20 protein-coding genes and 2 tRNA genes are annotated in these 23540 nt (G+C 72.1%); 10 read left to right on the plus strand and 12 right to left on the minus strand.

The genetic code is table 11. From position 1 onward, the window contains the following. Positions 1 to 56 precede the first annotated feature (56 nt). From FY030_RS03615 to FY030_RS03625, 3 genes are all read right to left on the minus strand, one after another. Complete coding sequence (locus tag FY030_RS03615) at positions 57 to 707, minus strand: LutC/YkgG family protein (RefSeq protein WP_158060318.1); 651 nt, start codon at positions 705 to 707, stop codon at positions 57 to 59. Continuing rightward, positions 704 to 2119 (minus strand): LutB/LldF family L-lactate oxidation iron-sulfur protein, encoded by a 1416-nt coding sequence (locus tag FY030_RS03620; RefSeq protein WP_238348627.1) that lies wholly within the window; start codon positions 2117 to 2119, stop codon positions 704 to 706. Before FY030_RS03620 ends, FY030_RS03615 begins: the two co-directional genes overlap by 4 nt. 119 nt (positions 2120 to 2238) lie before the next feature. Then, positions 2239 to 3045: a (Fe-S)-binding protein gene (locus FY030_RS03625; protein WP_158060320.1), complete on the minus strand. Its 807-nt coding sequence runs from the start codon at positions 3043 to 3045 to the stop codon at positions 2239 to 2241. Positions 3046 to 3168: 123 nt separating this feature from the next. Here FY030_RS03625 and FY030_RS03630 point away from each other — a divergent pair, with 123 nt between their 5' ends. From FY030_RS03630 to FY030_RS16740, 3 genes are read left to right on the plus strand one after another with little or no spacing between them, the layout of a single operon-like run. Then, complete coding sequence (locus tag FY030_RS03630; protein ID WP_158060321.1) at positions 3169 to 3660, plus strand: acyl-CoA thioesterase; 492 nt, start codon at positions 3169 to 3171, stop codon at positions 3658 to 3660. Beyond that, positions 3657 to 4331 carry a DUF8185 domain-containing protein gene (locus FY030_RS03635; RefSeq protein WP_158060322.1) on the plus strand — a complete coding sequence of 225 codons (675 nt, stop codon included), beginning with the start codon at positions 3657 to 3659 and terminating at the stop codon, positions 4329 to 4331. Before FY030_RS03630 ends, FY030_RS03635 begins: the two co-directional genes overlap by 4 nt. 36 nt (positions 4332 to 4367) lie before the next feature. Further along, positions 4368 to 5411 carry a DUF3253 domain-containing protein gene (locus FY030_RS16740; protein ID WP_158060323.1) on the plus strand — a complete coding sequence of 348 codons (1044 nt, stop codon included), beginning with the start codon at positions 4368 to 4370 and terminating at the stop codon, positions 5409 to 5411. Between the two features lie 120 nt (positions 5412 to 5531). Here FY030_RS16740 and FY030_RS03645 read toward each other — a convergent pair whose 3' ends face one another. Next, positions 5532 to 5735 (minus strand): cold-shock protein, encoded by a 204-nt coding sequence (locus tag FY030_RS03645; RefSeq protein ID WP_158060324.1) that lies wholly within the window; start codon positions 5733 to 5735, stop codon positions 5532 to 5534. A 143-nt stretch (positions 5736 to 5878) separates the two neighbouring features. Beyond that, positions 5879 to 6499, minus strand: coding sequence for an ArsR/SmtB family transcription factor (locus tag FY030_RS03650; protein WP_337692477.1), 621 nt, complete (start codon positions 6497 to 6499; stop codon positions 5879 to 5881). A gap of 89 nt (positions 6500 to 6588) precedes the next feature. Between FY030_RS03650 and FY030_RS03655 the strand changes: the two genes are divergently transcribed. Beyond that, the gene (locus FY030_RS03655) at positions 6589 to 7893 is read left to right on the plus strand and encodes an MFS transporter (protein WP_272950535.1); all 1305 of its coding nucleotides are present in this window, start codon (positions 6589 to 6591) and stop codon (positions 7891 to 7893) included. Positions 7894 to 7938: 45 nt separating this feature from the next. On the opposite strand, the gene FY030_RS03660 is transcribed toward FY030_RS03655, so the two are convergent. Genes FY030_RS03660 through FY030_RS03675 form a run of 4 tightly spaced genes read right to left on the minus strand, consistent with a single transcriptional unit; the run spans position 7939 to position 13079 of the window. Then, positions 7939 to 9663 (minus strand): glycoside hydrolase family 13 protein, encoded by a 1725-nt coding sequence (locus FY030_RS03660; RefSeq protein WP_238348535.1) that lies wholly within the window; start codon positions 9661 to 9663, stop codon positions 7939 to 7941. Positions 9664 to 9714: 51 nt separating this feature from the next. Further along, a complete protein-coding gene (locus FY030_RS03665; protein WP_158060327.1) occupies positions 9715 to 10119 on the minus strand; it encodes a globin in 405 nt (134 codons plus the stop codon). After that, positions 10116 to 12149: an RNA polymerase sigma factor gene (locus FY030_RS03670; protein WP_158060328.1), complete on the minus strand. Its 2034-nt coding sequence runs from the start codon at positions 12147 to 12149 to the stop codon at positions 10116 to 10118. Before FY030_RS03670 ends, FY030_RS03665 begins: the two co-directional genes overlap by 4 nt. Positions 12150 to 12182: 33 nt before the next feature. Next, entirely contained in the window at positions 12183 to 13079 is an 897-nt protein-coding gene (locus FY030_RS03675) for a mechanosensitive ion channel family protein (protein ID WP_192498706.1), read from the minus strand. Between the two features lie 129 nt (positions 13080 to 13208). Between FY030_RS03675 and malQ the strand changes: the two genes are divergently transcribed. After that, positions 13209 to 15353 carry a 4-alpha-glucanotransferase gene (malQ, locus tag FY030_RS03680; protein ID WP_158060329.1) on the plus strand — a complete coding sequence of 715 codons (2145 nt, stop codon included), beginning with the start codon at positions 13209 to 13211 and terminating at the stop codon, positions 15351 to 15353. Between the two features lie 61 nt (positions 15354 to 15414). On the opposite strand, the gene pepN is transcribed toward malQ, so the two are convergent. Beyond that, a complete protein-coding gene (pepN, locus tag FY030_RS03685; protein WP_158060330.1) occupies positions 15415 to 17994 on the minus strand; it encodes an aminopeptidase N in 2580 nt (859 codons plus the stop codon). A gap of 97 nt (positions 17995 to 18091) precedes the next feature. On the opposite strand from pepN, the gene FY030_RS03690 reads away from it, so the two are divergent. The 3 genes from FY030_RS03690 (at position 18092) to mgtE (ending at position 20764) form a co-directional block, all read left to right on the plus strand. After that, the gene (locus FY030_RS03690; protein ID WP_158060331.1) at positions 18092 to 18715 is read left to right on the plus strand and encodes a mycothiol-dependent nitroreductase Rv2466c family protein; all 624 of its coding nucleotides are present in this window, start codon (positions 18092 to 18094) and stop codon (positions 18713 to 18715) included. 197 nt (positions 18716 to 18912) lie between these two features. Then, entirely contained in the window at positions 18913 to 19380 is a 468-nt protein-coding gene (locus tag FY030_RS03695) for a ribose-5-phosphate isomerase (RefSeq protein WP_158060332.1), read from the plus strand. Positions 19381 to 19396: 16 nt separating this feature from the next. Further along, positions 19397 to 20764 (plus strand): magnesium transporter, encoded by a 1368-nt coding sequence (mgtE, locus tag FY030_RS03700; protein ID WP_158060333.1) that lies wholly within the window; start codon positions 19397 to 19399, stop codon positions 20762 to 20764. Between the two features lie 149 nt (positions 20765 to 20913). On the opposite strand, the gene FY030_RS03705 is transcribed toward mgtE, so the two are convergent. Together FY030_RS03705 and FY030_RS03710 are read right to left on the minus strand one after the other, a co-directional pair. Further along, positions 20914 to 21531 carry an SIMPL domain-containing protein gene (locus FY030_RS03705; protein ID WP_158060334.1) on the minus strand — a complete coding sequence of 206 codons (618 nt, stop codon included), beginning with the start codon at positions 21529 to 21531 and terminating at the stop codon, positions 20914 to 20916. Between the two features lie 91 nt (positions 21532 to 21622). Next, positions 21623 to 21696, minus strand: a tRNA-Gly gene (locus FY030_RS03710). 94 nt (positions 21697 to 21790) lie between these two features. Between FY030_RS03710 and FY030_RS03715 the strand changes: the two genes are divergently transcribed. Both FY030_RS03715 and tig read left to right on the plus strand, forming a co-directional pair. Beyond that, positions 21791 to 21864: transfer RNA gene (locus FY030_RS03715), tRNA-Pro, on the plus strand. A gap of 75 nt (positions 21865 to 21939) precedes the next feature. Beyond that, on the plus strand, positions 21940 to 23322 hold the full coding sequence (gene tig, locus FY030_RS03720; RefSeq protein ID WP_158060335.1) for a trigger factor: 1383 nt from the start codon (positions 21940 to 21942) through the stop codon (positions 23320 to 23322). Positions 23323 to 23540: the final 218 nt, after the last annotated feature.

Below are 23540 nucleotides of genomic sequence, written 5' to 3' on the forward strand. Positions count from 1 at the left end.
CCGGACCCTGACGCCCAGTCGCCGCTCGGCCGGCCGGATCCTGACGAGGATCAGGGTCAGGGCTCGATGACAATCACGTCCAGGATGCGGGGGCCGTGCACGCCCTCGACCCGGTCCAGTTCGATGTCGCTGGTGGCGCTGGGGCCGCTGATCCAGGTGAGCGGCCGCAGCGGATCCAGCAGGCTCACCGCGTCCGGGACGTCGTGCACGACACGGTCGGCGCGGATGACGCACACGTGCTGGTCAGGGACCAGGGACAGCACCCGTCGGCCTTGGTCCGTGTCGTGGTCCAGCACGATCGTGCCCGTGGTGGCGATGCCGACCCGCGCCGCGGTCACCACGGCGTCGACCTCGTCCAGCTCGGCTGACGAGAGCGGCCGCCCGTCGTCGGCGCGGTCGGGGACCAGCCGGATCCCGCTGTCCCGCAGGGGCGCTATCCAGGACGCGTCGAGGCCGTCGGGGACGACCACCCGGTGGGCGCCGCCCCGCACCAGCGCTGCGGCGATCGAGGTGGCTACGTCCCCAGGCGAGCACCGCTCGACCCTGGCCCGGTAGTCGGCGACGTTGTGCACGAACAGCTCCAGGGTCCGTGCGGGCGACTCCGCGGACGCCGCGGTGACGGCGAGCTCGCCACGTGCGCCCTGCTGCGTCGTGACGTCGCGGGTGGCGGCCCGTAGGCGGGCCAGGATCTCCTCACGCGCGCTCACGATTCGTCCTCGTGGGTCCGCCGCCACCACTGCCGAAAGGTCTCCTTCGGCGGGGTAGGGACGTCCCTGGCCTGGGTCCAGGCGCCCAGCCCGGGCACCGAGCGTACGGTGCGGTTACCTAACAGCCGGCCACTGAGGCTTGAGGCCCGCTGCGCGGTCTCCAGCCGCCGGTGGTCGGCGAAGGTCCAGGCCGCAGCCTTCATCCCCAGGGCCTCGGGTGAGCGCCCCGAGGCCTCGTCGACCACCTGAGTGCGCATGTGCACCAGCAGCTGGGGGATGTCGATGCGCACCGGGCAGGCCTCGAAGCAGGCCCCGCACAGGGAGCTGGCGTAGGGCAGGGACTTGTCGACCTCCGACCCGGTCCCGCGCAGCAGCGGGTTGAGCACCGCCCCGATGGGCCCGGGATAGACCGAGCCGTAGGCGTGCCCGCCGGCACGCTCGTAGACCGGGCAGACGTTGAGACAGGCCGAGCACCGGATGCAGCGCAGCGCCTGCCGCCCGACCTCGTCGGCCAGCACCCGGCTGCGGCCGTTGTCGACGAGCACCACGTGCACCTCCTGCGGTCCGTCACCGGGCGTCACCCCGGTCCACATCGAGGTGTAAGGGTTCATCCGTTCCCCGGTGCTCGAGCGCGGCAGCAGCTGCAGCATCGGGCCCAGGTCGGCGAAGGTGGGCAGCACCTTCTCCACTCCGACGAGAGAGATGAGCGTCTCGGGCAGGGTCAGGCACATGCGGCCGTTCCCCTCGGACTCGACCACGACCAGGGTGCCGGTGTCGGCGACCGCGAAGTTGGCGCCGGAGATCGCCACCTTGGCGCGCAGGAACTTCTCCCGCAGGTGCAGCCGTGCCGCCTCTGCCAGCTTGGCCGGCTCGTCGGTGAGGTCCTTGGGTGCCGGGCGGCCCACCGAGCCCATCTCGCGCAGGAAGATCTCCCGGATCTCGGCCCGGTTGCGGTGGATCGCCGGGACGAGGATGTGGCTGGGCCGGTCGTGGCCGAGCTGGACGATGAGCTCGGCCAGGTCGGTCTCCCAGGCATGGATCCCGGCCTCCTCCAGGCGCTCGTTGAGCTCGATCTCCTGGGTGAGCATCGACTTGACCTTGACTACCTCGTCGGCGCCCTTGTCCCGGATCAGGCCCAGCACGATCGCGTTGGCCTCGTCGGCATCCCGGGCCCAGTGCACGGTGGCGCCCCGGGCGGTGAGGTTGGCCTCGAGTTGCTCCAGGTAGTCCGGCAGGTGGTGCAGCGCCTCGTCCTTGGCCTCCGCACCGGCGACCCGCAGGTCCTCCCACCGGTCGACCTCGCCGACCACCCGCTCCCGCTTGGCGCGGATCGTGGCGGTCGCGTGTGCCAGGTTGCGCCGCTGCTGGGTGTTAGCCAGGGCGTCCCTCGCGGCCCGCTGGAAGGACGGCATACCCAGGAAGATGGGTGAGGTCACCTGCAGGGGCGCGCCATCGTCCGCGCGACCGCCGTCCGGGTATGCCGTGGGGCCGGCGCCCACGTCGCCCGGCGGCAGGGAGGTGGGATCGGCGCTCATGCGGGGTCCTCCTCGGTCGAGGCCAGCACCTGGGCCAGGTGCAGGGTGCGTACGCCGCTGCGCTGCCGGCCGAGCACGCCGCCGATGTGGGCCAGGCAGGAGTTGTCGCCGGCAACCAGCACCTCGGCGCCGGTCCCGCGCACGTGCCGGGCCTTGTCGGCGCCCATCGCGATCGAGGTGTCGGCGTTCTTCACCGCGAAGGTGCCGCCGAAGCCGCAGCACTCGGTCGCCGACGGCAGCTCGACCAGGTCGATGCCGCGCACCGCCCGCAGCAGCTGCAGCGGGCGGTCGCCCACGTGCAGCATCCGCAGACTGTGACAGGTGGGATGGTAGGTCGTCCGGTGCGGGAAGTAGGCGCCGACGTCGGTGACACCCAGCACGTCGACGAGGAGCTCGGAGAGCTCACGGACCCGCGGCGCGGTCTGCTCCACCGCCTGGAGCAGGCCGTCGTCCCCGGACCGGCGGGCCAGCATCGCGTGCTGCTCCCGCACCGAGCCGACACAGGACCCGGAGGGCGCGACGACGTGGTCGAAGCGCTCGAAGGTGTCAACGAACTTGCGCACCAGCGGGGTGGCGTCGTCGGCATACCCCGTGTTGGTGAACATCTGCCCGCAGCAGGTCTGCTCGCGGGGGAAGACCACCCGGCAGCCCAGCCGCTCCAGCAGCGTGACCGTCGCTCGCGGCGCCTCGGGCCAGAGGGTGTCGTTGAAGCAGGTGGCGAAGAGCGCCACGGTCAGGCCGGTTCCGGGCAGGACGGAGGTGCGCTCCGTTCCGGTGAGCGGTGTGGATTGGCTGCTCGACATGGGGCCTCCTGCGGGCTCATGGTGGCCTGTGTGGTCGACACTAGGCGCACGGACCCCACCCGTCCACCGTGAAACCCGGGTCGGCGGGTCGCGACGAGTGGCGCACCTGCCACGATGTGGCACATGAGCCCTCTGCCGGACGTCCCCGAGGTCGCCGACGTCTTCCCGATCACCGTTCGCTGGTCGGACATGGACGCCTACGCCCACGTCAACAACGTGCAGTACCTCCGGTTCTTCGAAGAGGCCCGCGTCCATGCCTTCAAGCGCTGGTTCGGTGCCGACCGGGACCTCATCGACGAGGGGATGCTGGTCGTCTCCCAAGCCATCGACTACCTGCTGCCCATGGGCTACGCCTACGCACCGGCCCGGGTGGCCGTGTGGTGCACCGCGGTCGGGGCGGCCAGCTTCGACCTGGGGTATGCCGTCGCCGGCCCGGACGGGGACGAGACCGTCTACGCGCGCGGGCGGGTCAGCCTGGTTGCCTACGACCTGGTCGAGCAACGACCAAGACGGCTCGGTGAGGCCGAGCGTGCGGCGCTGGGCGAGGTCTTCGCTGAGGCGCCCCTGCTGCGCCACGAGGCCAAGGTGCTGCGGGCCAAGGGGCTGAAGGCATGAAACTGACCTTCCCCGACGGGGAGACGCTTGCTGACCTGGGGACCTACGTCGCCCGCGCTCGCTCGTTGGAGGCGGATGGCGCGGTCCGGCTCCAGGCCGTGGGCGGCGTGCTCGCGGCCTGGGTCTGCGTGGTGCCTGGACAGGGGCTGACGGGGTCCGGCACGGTCCTGGGGCTGCGCACGATGGCGCTGGCCGGGGCGCACGACCTGGACGTCACCGTGGCTTTGGCAGCGTTGGGGGACCGGTTTGCCCGGCGGTCCGCGAACGGGGAGGCGGGCACCACCCTGCAGGTGCCCCCGGCCGAGATCTCGCCCCGTTGGGCCGGGGTGCTGCCACCGCGTGGGGGGTGGCAGCCGATCAGCACGGTGCGCACCGCCGACCTGCTCGCCGCTGCCGAGGAGGGGATCACCGAGGTGGCCCAGGGTGCGCCCGAGGGATCGGGGGCCGCGGCCGTGGGCATGCTGCGCGCCCGGGTCTGGTCTCACGAGGTCCTCGACGCTGCCGGAGCGCCGACCGGTGCCCCGGCGGGCGCAGGGCTGGCGGCCAGAGTGCTCGGTTTCGCCCGGGCCGGGGACGAGCGGTCGGCGACGGTCCACCGACAGGGCGCCTGGACGAGGGTCAGCCTCCCGAGCGGATACGTGCTGTCCCGCGGGGCCACGGGCACGGCGTAGGGACGGCAGGCCGACCCCGCGTGTGAGGATGCGCTGGTGCGCCCCCGCGACGAGACCGCCGACCGACCGGCCCTGGAGGGGGTCCTGGTCGTCGTCCCCGCGCGCGACGAGCAGGACGTGGTCGGCGACTGCCTGAGCGGGCTCGACGAAGCAGCTGCCGTCGTCAGCGCGGAGGGTCTGCCGGTCGTGGTCTGCGTCGTGCGGCACCGGTGCACGGACGGCACGGGCGACCTGGTCGACGGGTTCGTCGAGGGTGCCGAGGCCCGGGCCTCGACCGGCTGGGTCGTCGCCGACAGCGACGCGGAGACACTCGGCGAGGCCCGTGCAGAAGGTGTGCTTAGCGCCCTGGTCCATCCCGTCCTGGGCAGCCTCGACCCGGCCACCGTCTGGGTCGCGTGCACCGACGCGGACTCGCGCGTGCCGTCGACGTGGTTGGCCGTCCAGCGCGAGCTCGCCGACAGTGGACTGGACCTGGTGCTCGGCGCCGTGGAGCCGGTGGACGACGGCTCAGCGGCGGTCGGGTTCTGGCGCGCGCACCACTCGGTCGAGGGGCACCGCGGCCTGCACGCGGCGAGTCTGGGCACGCGACTGTCGGCCTACCACCAGGCCGGTGGCTTCCCCGCGACCGATGTGGGGGAGGACGCCCAGCTCGTGCACGCGATCCGGCACGGCGCCGGCCTGCCGTGGACGAGCACGCACCTCGCCCCCGTCGTCACCTCCTCGCGCCGCTGCGGCCGGCGGTGGCGCGGGCGGCAGCAGCATGGCCTGGCTACCTTCCTGCACCGGCTTGACACCGCGCTGGGCACCTTCGGCGGCTCGCCCGAGCTGCAGGGGCGGCTGCGGGAGGAGGTCCTGAGGCTGGCGAAGGGCCGGGGAGCGGAGAAGACGTTGTGCCCCTCCGAGGCCGCGGGAGCGGTCGACCCGTCACGGCGTCAGGAACTGACCCACCTGGCGCGGGCTGTGGCGTGCACGCTGGCAGACGAGGGGCTGGTCGAGGTCACGCAGCAGGGGGTCGTGGTGGACGGACGCAGAGCGGTCGGGCCCGTGCGGGTCCGGCTGGTGCCACCGCCCCCCGGGTGAGGAGGCACGCCCTACGTGGCCCCATTTACGTAGCCCCGTGCAGGCCCGCACATGTCCACACATGCCACGAGGCCCCGCGCCAGTTGCGCGGGGCCTCGTCGTGTCCTTGGGGGGATCAGCTCAGAGAGGGCGAACCTTCTCAGCCTGGGGACCCTTGGGGCCCTGGGTCACGTCGAACTCGACCTTCTGACCGTCGGTGAGCTCCCGGTAACCCGAGGAGTCGATCGCCGAGTAGTGCACGAAGACGTCAGCGCCTCCGCCATCCTGCTCGATGAAACCGAAGCCCTTCTCGGAGTTGAACCACTTCACGGTGCCTGTTGCCACTGGTGCTGCCTCATTCTTGATCGTCTGACGGGGCCCACGTGTGCGGTACCTCCGGACTGTCCTGGTGCGCCTCCACGTGGTGCCCCCGATCGGTCGGGAGCACGCGAACTTCGCGGACGCTCACCGGACAGGTGATGTCTACGCTAGCACTGGTTGGGCCCCTGCGTCGCACTGCTATCGCGGGTGGCGGTCTGCGCTGGGGTGCTGGGGTCCGGGTGCAGCGCCACGAAGAGCGACCACGGATCGGCCTGCGGGTCACGTGGACGCTGCGCGAACTCCTCCAGCAGGGACCTCAGGCGGGCGCGGAACTCGTGCATCTGGTCGGGGGGCAGACGCAGCCCGAGGCGGGTCAGGTCGTGCTGCTCCGGGGGAGTCTGGTCGATCTCAGCCAAGAAGGCCTCAAGCAGCCGCCCGGCCAACGCCGGGGTCTGCACCCACCACGACTTGCCGGTCGCCAGGTAGGGGATCTCCCGCGCTCCCCGGCGGCCGCGCCGGACCTCCTGGGCCTGTAGGAAACCGGTGTCGGCCAGGGTGCGCACGTGGTGCAGGACGGTGGCCGGGTTCTTCCCCACTGCCTCGGCAATCTGCCGGTTGGTCAGCGGCTCGTCCAGGCACAGCCGCAGGATGCGCAGCCGCAGCCCGGAGGCCAGCGCCCGGGCCTCGGCATCGTCGGCCATCCGGCGCTCCGGCGGCATCGGCTGCGTGGTCGGCGTGTCGGACCGCCGGATGGCCGACGAGCCGGTCGTCGGGTCGGCGGGGGACATGGCGCCACCGTAACAGTGATTGACAAAACCCTATCGATGGTCGACGATGACTGATCGAGAAATATCAATCACATCACGCAGGGGTCACCGTGTCGTCCACCAGGAATGTCGCAGCGCCGCCGAGGCGCAGCCTCTTTCGGCACCGCGACTTCCGCTTGCTGTGGATGGGTGACACCGTCTCGGTGTTCGGCATGCAGTTCATCGGACTGGCGGTGCCGCTGCTGGCGGTGCAGCTGCTGCACGCCGACGAGTTTGAGATGGGCCTGCTGGCGATGCTGGAGTCGCTGGCCTTCCTGCTCATCAGCCTGCCGGCCGGGGCATGGGTGGACCGGTGGCGCAAGAAGCGGGTCATCGTGGCCGGCGACCTGCTGCGGGCGGCGCTCCTGCTCACCATCCCGGCCGCCTGGCTGCTCGGCGCGCTCACCATGACCCAGCTCTTCCTCGTGGTCTTCGCAGTGGGCTGCATCACCGTCTTCTTCGACGTCGCCCACCAGTCCTACCTGCCCCAGCTCGTCGAGCCGGAGCAGATCGGGGACGGCAACGGCAAGCTGCAGGCGAGCCAGCAGACCGCGATGGTCGCCGGGCCTGCCGCCGCGGGGGCCCTGGTCCGGCTGGTCGGCTCGCCGCTGACCGTCGCCGTCACCGCGGCCTGCATGGCGCTGTCCTCGCTGTTCGTCAGCCGGATCCGCCACCAAGAAGAGACGCCCGATCCTGCGGCGCGGCGACCGATGCGGCTGGAGGTCAAGGAGGGTATGGCCTTCGTCCTGGGTCATCCGCTGCTGCGGCGGATCGTGGCCTGCACCGGCCTGACCAACCTGGCCTCAGCCGCGGTGATGGCCCTCTTCGTCTTGTACGCCGTGCGCGTCCTCGGCCTGGCCGAGACCACGCTCGGCCTGGTGATGTCGGCCGCTGCCGTCGGTGGTCTTCTCGGAGCAGTGTCCGCCAACCGGTTCTCCCGCCTGGTCGGGGAGGGGCGGGCGATCCCGGTGGCGGCGCTGCTGGGCGGGGTAGCCGTCCTGTCGGTCCCCGCGGCCGCGACGCTGCCTGCCGTGCCCACCCTGCTGGTCGGCCAGTTCGTGCTCTCCTGGTCAGTGGTGGTCTACAACATCGCCCAGGTCAGCTTTCGGCAGCGGCTGTGCCCCAGGCCACTGCTGGGCCGGATGAACGCCTCCATCCGGTTCCTGGTGTGGGGCCCGATGCCGGTCGGCGCCTTTCTGGGCGGCCTGCTGGGCCGCGAGCTCGGGGTGGTCCCCACCCTGTGGATCTTCGCCGCGCTCAGCGTGGTCGCGGCGCTCCCGGTCCTGGCCAGCCCGCTGATCTCGATGCGCCAGCTGCCGCGCGAGTTGGACGAGCTGACGGGGCAGCGACCTGCGGCGCCGCCAGATCTGCACTGACGTCCTTCGAGGTGACCCGCGCACTCGAGCCGGCCCGGTGAGCCGTCAGGCCAGCCAGACCGTGGTGTCCTGGTGGATCGCGCCAGCATCCTCGCGCAGCAGGCCCGAGCAGGCCAGGACGTCCATCTGCGGCAGCGGCACCGGGTCGATCCCGAGGTTGGCCACTACGGTGACGTCGGTCCCGTCCGGGCGGGTGTTGCGGAAGGCCAGCACCTCCGGGCCCAGGGGGACGCCCTCGAGCTCGGTCAGCCACTCCAGACCCCCGACACCCAGGTCGTGTCGCCGGCGCAGCGCCAATAGCTCCCGGTAGAGCTCCAGGGTCGACCCGTCGACCCCCTCCTGGCGGTCCACCGCGTGCAACCCGTAGAGCAAGGGCTGGGGCAGCCACGGCTCGGACTCCTGGCCCCCGCTGAAGCCGAAGCTCGGCTGGGTCGCGTCCCACGGCAGCGGGACGCGGGCGCCGTCCCGGCCGGTCTCGGCGTCGGCCGTGCCGCGCGTGCGGTGGAAGGACGGGTCCTGACGCGCCGCGTCTGGCAGCCCGGTGTGTTCCGGCAGGCCGAGCTCCTCGCCGTTGTAGAGATAGGCCGAGCCGGGCAGGGCCAGCATCATCGTCGTCGCGGCCCGCGCCCGGCGCAGGCCGAGCGGGGCGTTGGGCTGCGGGTCCTCCGGGCCGATGCCGGTCGGCCGGCGGGAGCCGATCGGCAGACCCAGCCGCGAGGCGTGCCGGACCACGTCGTGGTTCGACAGCACCCAGGTCGTCGGGGCGCCCACAGCGTCGGCGGCCGCAAGGGAGGCGTCGACGACGCGGCGCAGGTCCGTGGTGCGCCAGGGGCTCTCCAGGAAGTGGAAGTTGAAGGCCTGGTGCATCTCGTCGGCCCGGACGTAGCGCATCGTCCGCTCCTGCGTGGGCAGCCAGGCCTCGGCGACCAGGATGCGGTCCTGCTGCGGGTCGGCGGCCGGGTTGTACTCCGCCAGCACCCGCCGCCAGCCCCGGTAGATCTCGTGCACTCCGTCCTGGTCCCACATCGGCCCCAGGTTGTGCTCGGCGTCCCCCTCGCTGCCGGCCATCACCGCGCGCTCGTGCCAATCCGGCATCTCCTCGTCCTTGACCAAGGAGTGGGCGACGTCGACCCGGAAACCGTCCACGCCGCGGTCCAGCCAGAAGCGCAGGATGTCGTGGAACTCGGCAACGACCTCGGGGTGGCGCCAGTTGAGGTCGGGCTGGGTGTCGTCGAAGAGGTGCAGGTACCACTGCCCCGGCGAGCCGTCCGGCTCGGTGACGCGGGTCCAGGCGTTGCCGCCGAAGACCGAGCGCCAGTTGTTCGGCGGCTCGCTCCCGTCGACGCCCCGGCCCGCGCGGAAGAGGTAGCGCTCACGCTCCGGCGAGCCAGGGCCTGCGGCCAGGGCCTGCTGGAACCAGGCGTGCTGGTCGCTGGTGTGGTTGGGCACCAGGTCGACGATGACCCGGATCCCCAACGCGTGTGCCCGCTCCACGAGCGTGTCGGCGTCGGCCAGGGTGCCGAAGATCGGGTCCACCTGGCGGTAGTCCGCCACGTCATACCCCGCGTCCTTCATCGGGGAGACGTAGAACGGGCTGACCCAGATGGCGTCCACGCCCAGGTCGGCCAGATAGGGCAGCCGCTCGGTGATGCCCGGCAGGTCCCCGATCCCGTCGCCGTTGCTGTCGGCGAAGCTGCGCGGGTAGACCTGGTAGATGACGGCGTGGCGCCACCAGGCGGCGTCGTGGGACTCGGGGGGGTGAGGGGTCACGACCGTCGAGGGTATGCGGTCCAGCGGCCGGGTGACGAACCGTCGGGTGGGTCAGGCCTCGGGGTCGTCCAGGGTGTTGACCATCGCCTGGGCGGCGTGGGCCATGTAGTCGCGCATGACCTGCTCGTCCAACGGCCCCAACCGGTCGTGGATCGTGTCGATGGCGGCGTTCATATGCCGCAGCCACCGGTCTCGCTGGGTCGGCGTCACCGGGTAGGGCGCGTGCCGCATCCGCAGCCGGGGGTGGCCGCGGGTCTCCTGGTAGGTGGTCGGCCCGCCCCAGTACTGCTCCAGGAAGAGCAGCAGCCGCTCCTCGGCGGGGCCGAGGTCCTCCTCGGGGTAGAGGTCGCGCAGCGGCGGGTCCTGCGCCACGCCCCGGTAGAAGGCGGCGACCAGCTCGACGAACGTCTCGTGGCCGCCCACGCGGTCGTAGAAGGTCTGCTGGGTGGTGGTCATTGAGCACCATTGTCCCAGACCGGCGCCAGGGCCAGGACCGTGGCGGGCGGGTGGCCAGGGACGGCGGGGAGCCAGACCCGGGGCGCGTGACCCGGCCCGGCCACCGGGACCGTCGGGTCCCCTTGACCCGGCCCGACCACGGGCACCGTCAGGTCCTGCTGCACCCGCCAGGGGTCTAGACGCCGGGCGGACCAGCCGTCGGCGTCGGGGTCGCCGGGGGCCAAGAGTAAGGGCCGCACGACGTCGCCCCCGTCCTCGCGGTGCTGGGCCAGACCCCAGCCCTCGTCCCGGTCCGGCCCCCCGGCCACCGGGGCGGCGCCGGTGAAGGCGACCAGCTCGGTCCCGGGCTCCAGGTCGGGCCTGCCTACCTGCCGCAGGTCGTGGGCCAGGCCGTCCTGGGGCACGGTCCATGCCCCGACCAGGCGGTGGCCCCCGGCCTGCGGCAGGAACTCGTCTGGCCCGGGGAGGTCGAGCGGGACGGCGCTCCCCCCGGTCGGCCGGGGTCGCGCGGGCTGTGCCCGCGTGGCCAGCACCTGGAGGTCCTGCCCCATGCCCTGCGTGAACACCTCGACGGTGACGACTCTGGCCCGGCCGTCCGGCGGCCGCAGCTGCTCGGGCAGCGGGAAGGTCCGCGACGTCCCCGGCAGGTAGACGACCCACCGGCCGTCGCGCAGGTCCACCTGCTGGCCCTGCCAGCCGGGGTCGTCGGGGTTGGCCAGATCCCCGTCGTCGGTCACCGGCAGCCCGTCGACGAAGACGCTGACGCTGCCGGTCCGGCCTGCCCACACCTGCAGCTCGCTCGCCGCTGAGACCCGCAGCGACCCGACGAGGCGGGTGCGCCCCGCCCAGTCCCGGGGCACCAGCACCTCCTCGACGACCGCCGCGCCGGTCGGGACCGGCGGGGTGGTGGTTGCGGTGGAGCCCTCGGGGAGGGGCAGCGTCGCGCTCAGCGCTCCCTCGCGGTAGAAGGCCAGCGTGGCCCCGCCGGTGCGGGGGAGGTCACCCACGAGCTCCACCTGGGCGGGGCCGCTGACCGGCACCGCCGTCACCTGGTGCACCGGGGGCCCGCCGTCGCGGCCGGCGCAGGGCAGGTCGACGCTCATGGCACCGGTGGCCAGCCGGGCGGAGGGTTGCTCGATGTGCGGGTCGTCCGGAGGCAGGTCGCACCAGAGGACGGCGTAGGCTGCCGGCCCGCCCGGCAGCAGGTGCCCGGCGTCCCAGGTGACTTCCTGCGACGGGTCGGTGTAAGAAAGGTCGACCACGGTCTGGCGCTGCAGCCCCATCGCCACCACCGGCGGCTTCTGGTCCTCGTCCAGGCGCCAGCCGTAGGGGGTCAGGTCCGGGCCCGGATCGGCGTGGGTGTCCTCGACGGCGTCGGGCGGGGTGTCGGCCCCAGCATCGGGGTGGGTGAGCACCGACCAGGCTGCCAGCGCGACGACGGCCCCGGTCCCGACCAGCAGCTGTGCGCTCCACCGGCGGGGCGGGTGCTGCGCGTTGGCAGCGGGGGCGGCGAGATGACCGACAGCGGCCAGCACCTCGGCCGTGCTCAGGTGGTGTTGCTCGCCGACCGCCTCGAGTGCCCGGTCCAGGCCCGGCACGTCGGGCAGGAGGGCCTCGGCCCGGCGAGGGGTGAGGCCGACCGTCGTCGCCGTCGCCGCGAGCTCCCAGCCGTGGGCGACCCGCAGGACGGTGACCGCCCGTGCCCGGGGGCGCAGCGCGCGCAGGACGTCGTAGGCGTCCGCGCCCGGCTCGTGGCGGGCCGCCTCGGCGACGCTCTCCCGGCCAGGTCCGTCCGGTTGGCGGGGCGCCATGTGCAGGTAGGCGCGCACGAGCTCGGCGCGCAGCCGGTCCAGGGAGTCGGGCGGGTCGGCGGCTGTGCCGTGCAGGGGTCGCCGACGGAGCAGCAGGGGAGCGACCAGGTCCAGGGCCAGGTCGGCGTCCATGGTCAGCAGGACGGCGGTGCGGTGCAGCGCGTCGAGGTCGCCGGGGACGAGTCCGTCACCGGGGTCGGGGCCGACGCCGCCGGTCATGGGGCCATCCTCCCGCGCCCCTGGCGGTGTGCGCTAGATCTGGGGATCTCCGAAGGGGAAGGCGGGGCCGCGGACACCGGCGGCGTCGAACGCGGCCTTGGCCCGCTCGCGGACGACACGTGGGACGGCGAACTGCTCGCCGGGGCGGCACTTGGCGAAGATCCGGATCGTCATCGTGCCCCCGGTGACGGACTCGACACCGGCGACGGTGGGGCGCTCCAACAGCTTCTCGGCCAGCATCGGGTCCTGGTGGACCCCGGTGACGACCTCCTCGAGCAGGCCGATCACCCGCTCCGGGGACTCGTCGTAGGCGACCTGGATGTCGATGGTGGCCTGGGCCCAGCCCTGGCTGCGATTGCCGATCCGCACGATCTCCCCGTTGCGGATGAACCACACGACGCCCGTGGCGTCCCGCAACCGGGTGACCCGCAGGGTGACCTCCTCGACGGTGCCGATGGCCTCACCGGTGTCGATGACGTCCCCGACGCCGTACTGGTCCTCGATGATCATCATGATCCCGGACAGGAAGTCCTTGACCAGCGACTGAGCCCCGAAGCCCAGGGCGATGCCACCGATCCCGGCCGAGGTGAGCAGCGGTCCCAGCGGCAGGCCGAGCTCGGCCATCACGGTGAGGATCGCCACGCTGGCGATGACGAAGGTGGCGATGCTGCGCAGCAACGAGCCCATGGTCAGGGCCCGCTGCCGGCGGCGCTCGCTGCTAGCCTCGGTCGCGCGGTCTCCGGCGGTGCGTTCGTGCTGGTCGGCGCGGGCCACGGCGTTGGTGACCACGGTCCTGATCGCGCGGTTGACCAGCCAGCGCAGAAGCAGGGCGCCCACGAGGATGAGCACGATCCGCAGCGGGGGTCCGAGCAACCAGGCCCGGGTGGACTCCCAGGTCTCGAACGGCAGGTTCAGGGTGGGCAACGGCATACCCCCCATTGTCCGGGACGCGGGACGCGGTTGGGCAGGGCGCCGGGGTCGCCACGCGACGGGTGCCATGGGAGAAACCTGAGAGACTGGACCCCGTCGTTCCCCGCGCTCCTGAGAGGTTGGTCACCCGTGACCGAGTTGACCCCCCGACTGTCCCAGCTGGCCGCCGCCCACGGCGTGGCCACGGAGTTCTCGGACTGGCAGGGCCGCCATACCCCGGCGACGGCCGAGACCGTGCTGGCCGTTCTCGGTGCGCTGGGCGTGGACGCCGACAGCGAGGAGGCGGTGGAGCGGGCGCTGGCCGACGTGGAGCGCGAGCCGTGGTCGCGGGTGCTACCCCCGGTGATGGTCGCGACCGAGCAGGACCAGGTGGTCGTGCCGGTGAGGGTGCAGCAGGGGGCCGGCTTCGAGGCCGAGCTGGTGCTGGAGGACGGGACCAGGCAGGTCCTAGACGTCGTGCCGGGGGAGCGCGGCGAGACCCGCGAGCTGGGGGACACGACCGTGGAGCGGACCGACCTGCAGCTTGAGCTGGGGTTGCCGCTGGGCTGGCACGCCGTCCAGGTCCGCACCGGCGGCGACACGTGGCGGATGCCGCTGGTGGTCACCCCCGCCCGCGTCGAGCTGCCCGAGGTGCTGCGCTCGCCCGAGGCCCAGAGCTGGGGGCTGATGACCCAGCTGTACGCGATGCGGTCCTCGGAGTCCTGGGGCACTGGGGACCTGGCCGACCTGGGCGACGCTGGGGCGTGGGCCGCCGGGCTCGGGGCTGACTTCGTGCTGGTCAACCCGTTGCACGCGGCCGAGCCGGTCGGGGAGATGGAGCCCTCGCCCTACCTGCCGACGAGCCGCCGCTTCGTCAACCCGATCTACCTGCGGGTCGAGGACGTGCCCGAGGTCGCCTACCTGTCCGCCGCCGAGCGGCAGCTGGTCGAGTGGCACTCCGACGACGCCAAGCGTTACCTGGACTTAGACATGCTTGAGCGTGACGCGGTCTGGCGGGTGAAGGAGTCGGCGCTGCGGCTGATCTTCCCGCAGCGGCGCTCGCTGCGGCGCTCGCGGGCCTTCCAGGCCTACGTCGAGCGGGAGGGGCGCGGGCTGGTCGACTTCGCCAGCTGGTGCGCGGTCGCCCAAGAGCACGGCACCTCCTGGCGCAGCTGGCCCGAGGAGCTGCAGGACCCGACCAGCCCGGCCGTGGAGGCCTACCGGGAGCAGCACGCCGAGGAGGTGGAGTTCCACTGCTGGCTGCAGTGGAACCTCGACGACCAGCTCGCCCGGGCTCAGCGCGACCTCCTCGACAGCGGGATGTCGCTGGGGGTGATCTCCGACCTGGCCGTCGGTGTCCACCCGGAGGGTGCGGACGCCTGGGGGCTGGGGGACGCCCTGGCCCGGGGGGTCACCGTGGGAGCCCCGGCTGACCAGTACAACCAGCTGGGGCAGGACTGGAGCCAGCCGCCGTGGCGGCCGGACAAGCTGGCCGAGCTGGGCTACGCGCCATACCGGGACATGGTGCGCGCGGCACTGCGCGACAGCGGCGGGCTGCGGGTCGACCACGTCATCGGCCTGTTCCGGTTGTGGTGGATCCCGGAGGGGATGAAGCCCTACCAGGGCACCTACGTGCGCTACGACCACGAGGCGATGATCGGCATCCTGCTGCTGGAGGCGCACCGGGCCGGTGCCGTCGTCATCGGCGAGGACCTGGGCACGGTGGAGCCCTGGGTGCGCGACTACCTCGCGGAGCGCGGCGTCCTGGGCACCTCGATCCTGTGGTTCGAGCGTGACTGGGACGGCGGCGGGGCGTTGCTGCCGCCGGAGAGCTACCGCGAGCTGTGCCTGGCCACGGTGACCACCCATGACCTGCCGCCGACCGCGGGCTACCTGCAGGGGGTCCACGTCGACCTGCGGCACCGTCTCGGCCTGCTGGAGCGCTCGCTGGAGGAGGAGACCGCCGAGGAGGAACGCTCCCGCGACGAGGTCCTGGCGGATCTGCGCCAGAGGGGTTTGTTGCGTGCGGGCGCGCCGGTGGCCGAGCAGGTGGAGGCGCTGCACGCCTTCTTGGCCCAGACCCCGGCCAAGCTGGTCGGCGTCAGCGTCAGCGACCTCGCTGGTGACACGCGGGTGATCAACCAGCCCGGCACCGACGAGGAGTACCCCAACTGGCGCATCCCCCTCGCCGGCCCCGACGGCAACCCGGTCCTGCTCGAGGAGCTGTCCACCTGGCCCTCGGCCCGCAGCCTGGCCCGCACCGTCGACCGCAGCCCCGCTGACAGAGCCCGCTGACAGGACACGCGGGAAGGCACGACAGGACACGCGGGGAAGGCCGGCCCTGTGGCGTGTCCTGTCAGGCGGTGGCGTCGGCCGCTTGGGCCTTGAGGGCACGGGCGACGGTGTCGCGGTTCTCGGCCACGGTGCGACGCAGGGAGTTGGAGGCGTCCGGGTGGGCCTCGAGCCAGGACTGACTGGCCTCGAGTAGTTCGGGGGAGGCCAGGGCGAGCGGGTAGAAGCCCACCGCCAGCGACTCCGCGATGTGGTGCGTGCGCTCGGCCCACACCTGGGCCACCACGTCGTGGTAGCGGGCCACGTAGGGCTCCAGCAGGGACGTGTCGTGCACGCGGCCGAAGCCCAGGGCCATCGCGGCCAGCAGCGAGTTGGACAGCCCGTCGGCCTCGACCGCCTCGACCCAGATCCTCTCCTTGGCCTCTGGGGTCGGGACCGCAGCCCTGGCCCGGGCCGCCTTCTCGTGGCCGGTGGCGGTGTTGTCCTGCTCGCGCTCCGCCGAGACCTCCGCCTCGTCGGCGGCGCCGGCAGTGACGAGCGCGGTGAGCAGGGTCCAGCGCATGTCCTGGTCGACATCAAGGCCGGGCCAGGACCGCGAGCCGTCCAGCAGCCCGCGCACCTCGGCCACGTCCTCCGGGGACTGGACGAACGATGCCCAGGCCGTCACCAGCTGCAGCTGGGCATCCGAGCCCGGGTCCGCGGTCTGCGCCGTCGCGCGCAGCCCGGCGGTGAGCTCGGCCACCACCGCGTCCCGGTGCGCTGGGGCGGTGTAGGTCAGCGCGGCCGCCGTCACCTGCTGGACCAGCACCCGCAGCAGTGTCGAGTCCTGCTCGCCCGGCAGCGCGTCGAGCACCAGCCGGACGTAGGAGCTGGCCGGCATCTCGCCGTCCCGCGCCATGTCCCAGGCGGCGCCGAGAACCAGGGCTCGAGGCAGCGAGGACTCGAAGGCCCGGATGTGCTGCAGGGCGGTGGCCAACGACTGCTCGTCCAGCCGGATCTTGGCGTAGGCCAGGTCGTCGTCGTTGACCAGCAGCAGGTCCGGCATCGGCTCGCCGACCAGCTCGGATACCGCAGTCCGCTCACCGGCCACGTCCAGCTCGACCCGCCGCACCCGGCGCAGCACCCCGTCCTGCAGCGAATAGGCCCCGGCCGCCAGCCGGTGCGGCCGCAGCGTCGGGTGATCCTCGGGCGCGGTCTGCACGATCTCCAGGGCGGTGATCCTCCCGTCCGCGCCCACCGTGACCTGCGGCGTGAGGGTGTTGACCCCCGCGGTCTCCAGCCAGGCCCTCGACCAGTCGCGCAGCTCCCGGCCACTGGTCCGCTCCAGCTCGACCAGGAGGTCGTCCAGCGTGGTGTTGCCCCACGCGTGCGTGCGGAAGTAGGACCGCAGCCCGTCCCGGAACGGTTCGCGCCCCACATACGCCACCAGCTGCTTGAGCACGGAGGCTCCCTTGGCGTAGGTGATGCCGTCGAAGTTCACCTCGACCGCGGCCAGGTCGACCATGTCTGCCGCTACCGGGTGGGTGGAGGAGAGCTGGTCCTGCTTGTAGGCCCAAGCCTTCTCGGCGGTGCCGAAGGTGGTCCAGGCGTCGGTCCACTGCGTCGCCTCCGCCTGGCAGGCGGTCGAGCTCCACTCGGCGAACGACTCGTTGAGCCACAGGTCGTCCCACCAGCGCATCGTCACCAGGTTGCCGAACCACATGTGCGCCAGCTCGTGCAGGATCGTCAGCGCCCGGCGCTCGACGATCGCCTCGGTCACCTTGGAGCGAAAGACGTAGCTCTCCACGATGGTCACGCACCCGGCGTTCTCCATCGCGCCCATGTTGTACTCCGGCGTGAAGATCTGGTCGTACTTGGTGAACGGGTAGGGCTGGTCGAACTCATCCTCGAAGAAGGCGAAGCCCTGCTTGGTGACGTCGAGGATGTTCTGCGCGTCCAGGTGCTCGCGCAGACTGCGGCGGCAGAAAACCCCCAGTGGCACCTCACCCGCCCGGGTGCGCACGCTGTCGCGGACGACGTCGTAGGGGCCGGCGACGAGGGCGGTGATGTAGGAGGAGATGCGCGGTGTCGCCGGGAAGACCCAGGTGGCGACCTGATCGGCCGGCACCCCGTCGGCGTTGCGGGCGTCCGGCGCCGCCACCGGCTGCGGCGTCGGCTCGTTGGAGATCACCTTCCAGTGCGCCGGGGCGGTCACCGTGAAGGCGAAGGTGGCCTTGAGGTCGGGCTGCTCGAAGACCGCGAACACCCGGCGGCTGTCCGGCACCTCGAACTGGGTGTAGAGGTAGACCTCCCCGTCCGCCGGGTCCACGAACCGGTGCAGGCCCTCGCCGGTGTTCATGTAGAGACCGGTCGCCTCGACCACGAGCTCGTTGTCGGCCGCGAGCCCCGACAGGGTGATCCGCCCGTCGGCGTAGACCTGGGTCGGGTCAAGCTCGGTGCCGTTGAGCACGACGCGCTCCACCGAGCGCCCGACGAAGTCGACCCAGCTCGACGCGCCCGGCTCGACGCAGGTGAAGTGCACCGTGCTGGTGGTGGCGAAGGTCTCCGGCCCGCAGGTCAGGTCCAGCGCCACGTCGTAGGACTGGGTGGCGACGAGCCGGCTGCGGTCAGCCGCCTCATCGCGGGTCAGGTTGGTGCCGGGCATCGGGCTCTCCGTCGCATCTGGTGGGCAAACGAGGTTCAGGGTATGCCCGTGCCGCCCGGATCGCCTACCCCGCACGGTGGGTGGGACGATAGGCGGCATGACCCAACGCGCTGAGATGTTCTTCGACCCGATCTGCCCCTGGGCGTGGATGACTTCCCGCTGGTTGATCGAGGCGGCGGCCGTCCGGGACCTGGAGATCACCTGGTCCGTGATGAGCCTGGCCGTGCTCAACGAGGGCCGCGACGAGCTGCCGGAGGGCTACCGGGCGATGCTGACCCGGGCCTGGGTGCCCGTGCGGACGATCATCGCCGCCACCGAGGGGCTGCCCGAGGAGGAGGCCAGCGCGCTGCGCAAGAAGATGTACGACGCCTACGGCCAGCGGATCCACCTCGACGGCCGCGGCACCGACGACCTGCCCGCGGTCACCGCCGAGGTGATTGAGGAGCTCGGGCTGGACCCGGCGCTGAAGGAGGCGGGCGCCTCCGAAGCCCACGATGCGGTGCTGCGCGCCTCCCACCAGCGGGCCATGGACCTGGTCGGGGACGAGGTCGGCACCCCGGTGGTCGCCGTCGAGGGCGTGGCCTTCTTCGGCCCCGTCGTCACTCCGGCCCCCAAGGGCGAGGCCGCGGGCCGGCTCTGGGACGGCTGCGTCCTGGTGGCCGGCACTCCCGGCTTCTACGAGCTCAAGCGCACCCGCGACCAGGGCCCCGACTTCTCCTGACGACCCGCGCGACCCCGGCAGTCGTCGGGGTCGCGCCGGTCCCGGGTTGGCTCGGCCTCAGCGCCGCACCAGCCGCACCAGCCGCACCACCGCCGACCAACGCCGCCACCGCACCCGGCGGCGCCCGCACCCCCTACCGGCGGCACCACCCGACCGACACTCGTCGGACCCCGCCCTGATCCTGAAAGGACCACTGCATGCGCGTCCACCTCGGCGGTGACCACGCCGCCCACGAGCTGCAACGTAACCTGGTCGCCTGGCTCGCCGAGCAGGGCCACGACGTGGTCGACCACGGACCGGTCGACTACGACGCCCAGGACGACTACCCGGTCTTCGTGCTCCGCGCCGCGCAGGCCGTCGCCGAGGACCCCGGCTCCCTCGGCGTGGTCCTGGGCGGGTCGGGCAACGGCGAGCAGATGGCCGCGAACAAGGTGGCCGGGATCCGTGCCGCCCTGGCCTACACCCCGCAGATCGCCCAGCTGTCCCGGGAGCACAACGACGCCCGGGTGGTCTCGCTCGGCTCGCGGTTCGTCTCAGTCGAGGAGGCGGGGGAGATCGTCAGGGTCTTCCTGCAGACGCCGTTCTCCGGCGAGACGCGCCACCAGAGGCGCATCGACATGCTGACCGCCTACGAGGCCGACGGCACCCTCCCGCCGCTCCCGTGAGGATGGGAACCGCCCGATGAGGCGTGCAGATCGTCGCCGTCAGGAGGACGGGCTAGAGCGGGCGGCGCAGGCCCTGCAGCGCGCCCGTTCCGGAGACCTCACGGGGCTGCGCGCGATCCTGCTCGGTGCGGACCTGCCCGTCGTGGTCGACGAGCTGGAGCGGATGGCGCCGGCCCAGCGCACGACGGCGTTCCGCCTGCTGCCCCGGGCCAGCGCCGTGCGGGCCTTCCAGATGCTCGCTCCCGCCGTCCAGGCCGACCTGCTCGGCGAGCTGGGCTCGCGCGACGTCAGCCGGTTGATCGCCGATCTCGACCCCGACGACCGGGCCCGCACCCTGGACGGGCTGGACCATGACCTGGCGCGCCAGCTGCTGGCGGGGCTGCCCGAGGACCAGCGGGCGAAGACCCAGAGAGTCTTGGCTCACGAGCCGGAGACCATCGGGCGCTGGGCCACGCCGGAGCTGGTGAGCGTGCCGAAGGACGCGACGGCCGGGGAGGCGTTGCGCGCGGTGCAGGAGGGGATCGGCGCTGCCGAGACGGTGTACGTCGTGCCGGTGATCGACCCGGACCGCCGGGTGGTCGGGGTGGTCTCCCTGCGCAGGCTGCTTGCCACCGACCCCGAGGTCCCGCTGGCGAGCATCATGCGGGAGCCGATCAGCGTCCACGCCACCGACGACCAGGAGATCGGCGCCAACGTGGTGCGCGACCACGGCGCCCTCGCGGTGCCGGTCCTGGACGACGAGGAGCGCCTGGTGGGGCTGTTCACTGTCGACGACGCCATGCGTGTGCTGCAGCTGGAGGAGGACGAGGACTCGGCCCGCACCGCGGGGACCAGCAGGCTGGTCAAGCCCTACCTGTCGACCTCCGTGGCCTCCCTGGTCCGCAGCCGGATCGCCTGGTTGCTCATCCTCATCGTCGCCGCCACCCTGACGGTCAACGTGCTCGACTACTTCGAGGCCAGCCTGGAGCAGGTCGTCACCCTGGCCCTGTTCATCCCGCTGCTCATCGGCACCGGTGGCAACGTCGGGGCGCAGGCCGCGAGCACGATGATCCGGGCCGTCGCCGTGGACGACGTGCGCTTCGTCGACCTGCCCCGTGTGCTCGGCAAGGAGCTGGCCACCGGGGTGGCCCTGGGTGCGGCGCTGGCGATCGTGGCCTATGCCCCCGCCCGCTTCTTCACCGACGGTCAGGTGGCGCTGGTGATCTGTTTGTCCCTCGTCGTGGTGTGTGCCCTCGCGGCCACCGCCGGGGGGTTGATCCCGCTGCTGGCCAGACGCTTCGGTGTGGACCCAGCGGTGGTCAGCGCACCGTTCATCACGACCTTCGTGGACGCGACCGGCCTGGTCGTCTACTTCCTCATCGCCGGCGCGGTCCTGGGCCTGTGAGACCTCGCCTCTCCGGGCGGGGCGCGGGTGGGTGGTGAGGCTCCAGCTTCTTGCCGCCTTGCCTAACTTGTCGTGCTTCTCGGCGGGAAGCTGCGAAGGTGAGGCGCCACAAGGGCAGGTAAGACGAGGAGGCGCCGGGACCTACCCGGTTACGCCTCGGGGCGCAGCGCCCAGCCGATCTCGACCACGACCAGCACCTCCTGGTCGGCCGGGTCTACGGCCGGCCCGCCCTCGGCCAGCGTCATCCGGGCGTCGGCCCCTTCGTAGGGCCCTGGGGAGCAACCCCCGCCCTCCCGCGCCCAGAGCATCGGTCCCAGACCCCGGCCACCGAGCTCGGCCAGCTGCTCGGCCCGGCCCCGGGCTTCCTCGACCGCCCGCTGCCGCGCGAGCCGCTCCAGCTCGGTGGTGTCGCTGACCTCCGGGCGCAGCCCGTTGACCCCGAGCGCCGACCCGGTCGCCTCGGCCAGCCGGTGCACGAGCTCGCCCGCACGCGTCGGGTCCGTGGTGCGCACTTGCAGCGACTGGTATGCGGTGTGACCCACCTGGCGTCCCTGGTGGTCGTGCCGTGGGTGCAGGCCCAGCCGGTGGGTCAGCAGGTCGTGATCCGGCAACGCCGCACCCGCGGCAGCGGTCGCCGTGGTGAGCGCGTCCAGGGCCTCGGACACGGTCGACCCGTGCCCCTCGAGCTGCAGGTCGAGCACGAGGGAGTCGGGGGCGGCGCCAGCCCGGCCGGTGCCGGCGACGACGATGGTGTGACGAGGGTCCATGGGCCGATCGTAGGCCGGTCAGCGGTGCCTCTGGAGGAGGTGACGGGCAGGGAGTGACGGGATCGCACCACCGGTGCGCCACAGGGGCAGGTGGAGCGGGTGACGGGAATCGAACCCGCGTAGCCAGTTTGGAAGACTGGGGCTCTACCATTGAGCTACACCCGCGTGGACGGCCCCGGTGTCCCGCGGATGCGGGATCAGGCCGACCGAACGGATAGTCTAACCCTCTGTCCCCGGGTGCTCCGCGCACGGGGATGCGCGGGGTATGGCGCAGCTTGGTAGCGCGTCCGCTTTGGGAGCGGAAGGCCGCCGGTTCGAATCCGGCTACCCCGACGACTTAGCATGGAGTCGACTGACCCGTCGTGCCGTCGCACGGCATACCCCCGAAACCCCTCTGGAGCACCCGCAGTGAAGAGCGCTGTCGAAAACCTGACCCCGACCCGGGTCAAGCTGACCGTTGAGGTCCCCGCCGCCGACCTCAAGCCCCGGCTGGACGCCGCCTACAAGAGCATTGGTGCCAACGTCCAGATCCCGGGCTTTCGCAAGGGCAAGGTCCCCGCGCGGATCATCGACCAGCGCTTCGGCCGTGGTGCCGTGGTGCAGGAGGCGATCAACGACGCACTGCCGGAGTACTACACCCAGGCCGTGCAGGAGCACGAGCTGCGCCCGCTCGGCCAGCCCGAGGTCAACCTGACCTCGCTGCCCTTGGAGGACGGCCAGGACTTCGTCTTCGAGGCCGAGCTCGACATCATCCCCGCCTTCGAGCTGCCCGACTTCTCCGACATCGAGGTCACCGTCGACGCGGCGCAGGCCAGCGAGGAGGATGTGCAGGCCCGCCTGGACAACCTGCGCGAGCGGTTCGGCACCCTGAAGACCATCAAGCGCAAGGCCAAGACCGGCGACCACACCACGATCGACCTGTCGGCGAAGATCGGCGACGAGGAGATCGACTCGGTCACCGGCGTCTCCTACGTGATCGGCTCCGGCACCATGCTCGAGGGCCTGGACAAGGCGCTGCGCGGCACGAAGGCCGGCGACACCGTGGAGTTCACCAGCCCCTTGGCCGGTGGCGACCGTGCCGGCCAGGATGCGGACGTCACCGTGACCGTGCAGACGGTCAAGGAGCGGGAGCTGCCCGAGCTGGACGACGACTTTGCCCAGCTGGCTAGCCAGTTCGACACCATGGCCGAGCTCGAGGCGGACCTGCGCAAGCAGGCCGAGCAGGGCGCCCGGTTCGAGCAGGGCATCTCCGCCCGGGACAAGGTCCTGGACGCCATGCTCGAGCGCGTGGACATCCCGGTCCCCGAGAGCCTGGTCGAAGCCGAGGTGCACCGTCACCTGGAGGGTGAGAACCGCCTCGAAGACGACGTGCACCGCGCCGAGGTCACCGAGTCCACGACCAAGGCGATGCGCACCCAGTTCCTGCTCGATGCGCTCGTGGAGCGCGACGAGGTCCAGGTGGACCAGGGCGAGCTGATCGAGTACATCATGATGACCGCTCAGCAGTACGGGATGAACCCCCAGGAGTTTGCCCAGCAGATCGACCAGGGCGGTCAGGTGCAGTCCATGGTCGCCGAGGTCGGCCGCCGCAAGGCGCTGGCCTCCGTGCTGGAGGCCGCCACGGTGGTCGACGACGAGGGCAAGGTCATCGACCTGAACGAGATCGACCCGGACGCCGAGGATGACGACGAGGACCTCGAGACCGTCGAGGACCTGGGCGCGGAGGATGACGCGCAGGTCGCCGAGACCGACGACGCGGCCTCCGAGCAGGACGCCGACGCGAAGGCCTGATCAACAGCGGTCGCTCGACCGCTGTCTACCCGACCGTGCGGGCGCCTGCGCTGCAGGCACCCGCACGGTCGTCTTGGGTATGCGGCGCCTTGTGCATTAGGACGCGTAGGAGCAGGATGTCGCGGCCCCCGTGGTGACCGCACGGGCTGGGTCGGCCAGGTCGATGACCGCCCGGCCGGCGGTCTGGCCGCCGCCGATGCCATGAGCCAGCTCGGCGC

This window comes from Ornithinimicrobium pratense (assembly GCF_008843165.1).
Taxonomy (GTDB): Bacteria; Actinomycetota; Actinomycetes; order Actinomycetales; family Dermatophilaceae; genus Ornithinicoccus; species Ornithinicoccus pratensis.